Annotated in this window: 1 protein-coding gene; it reads left to right on the top strand. The window is 66.7% G+C overall.

Annotation, left to right across the window (positions count from 1 at the left end; all coding sequences use genetic code 11):
* On the top strand, positions 1–585 hold a 585-nt coding region (locus LPA34_RS26860), incomplete at both ends, for an acyl-CoA dehydrogenase family protein (RefSeq protein WP_228984176.1).

Raw genomic sequence — 585 nt, 5'->3', positions numbered from 1 at the left:
CCTCAAGGACATGCTTTTCGTGATGAAGGAGCTGGCCGGTCTGGACAGCATCGCCACATTGCCGGGTTTCGAGGATGCCGGTCTGGAGACCGCGCAGGCGGTGCTCGAGGAATCGGCGAAGCTGTGCGGCGAGGTGCTCGCGCCGCTGAACGTCGAAGGCGACCGCAACCCGAGCGCGTGGAAAGACGGCCATGTCACCGCGACGCCCGGGTTCAGGGAAGCGTTCCGGCAGTTTTCAGAAGGCGGCTGGCAGGGCGTGCAGCATCCGCCCGAATATGAGGGCCAGGGTCTGCCGAAGCTGATCGCGACGCCGTGCGTGGAGATGCTCAACGCGTCGAACCTGTCGTTCGCGCTGTGTCCGCTGCTCACCGACGGGGCGATCGAGGCGCTCCTCACCGCCGGCACCGAAGCGCAGAAGCAGACCTACGTTCCGAAGCTCATCTCGGGCGAATGGACCGGCACGATGAACCTGACCGAGCCGCAGGCGGGCTCGGACCTCGCGCTCGTGCGCACGCGCGCCGAGCCGCAGGGCGACGGCTCGTTCAGGGTGTTCGGCACGAAGATCTTCATCACGTGGGGCGAGCA

Origin of the sequence: Paraburkholderia gardini, assembly GCF_907164575.1 — a bacterium.
Classification (GTDB): domain Bacteria; phylum Pseudomonadota; class Gammaproteobacteria; order Burkholderiales; family Burkholderiaceae; genus Paraburkholderia; species Paraburkholderia gardini.
Note: the sequence above shows the minus strand (reverse complement) of the source record. Positions and strands in the feature narration are given on the sequence as shown.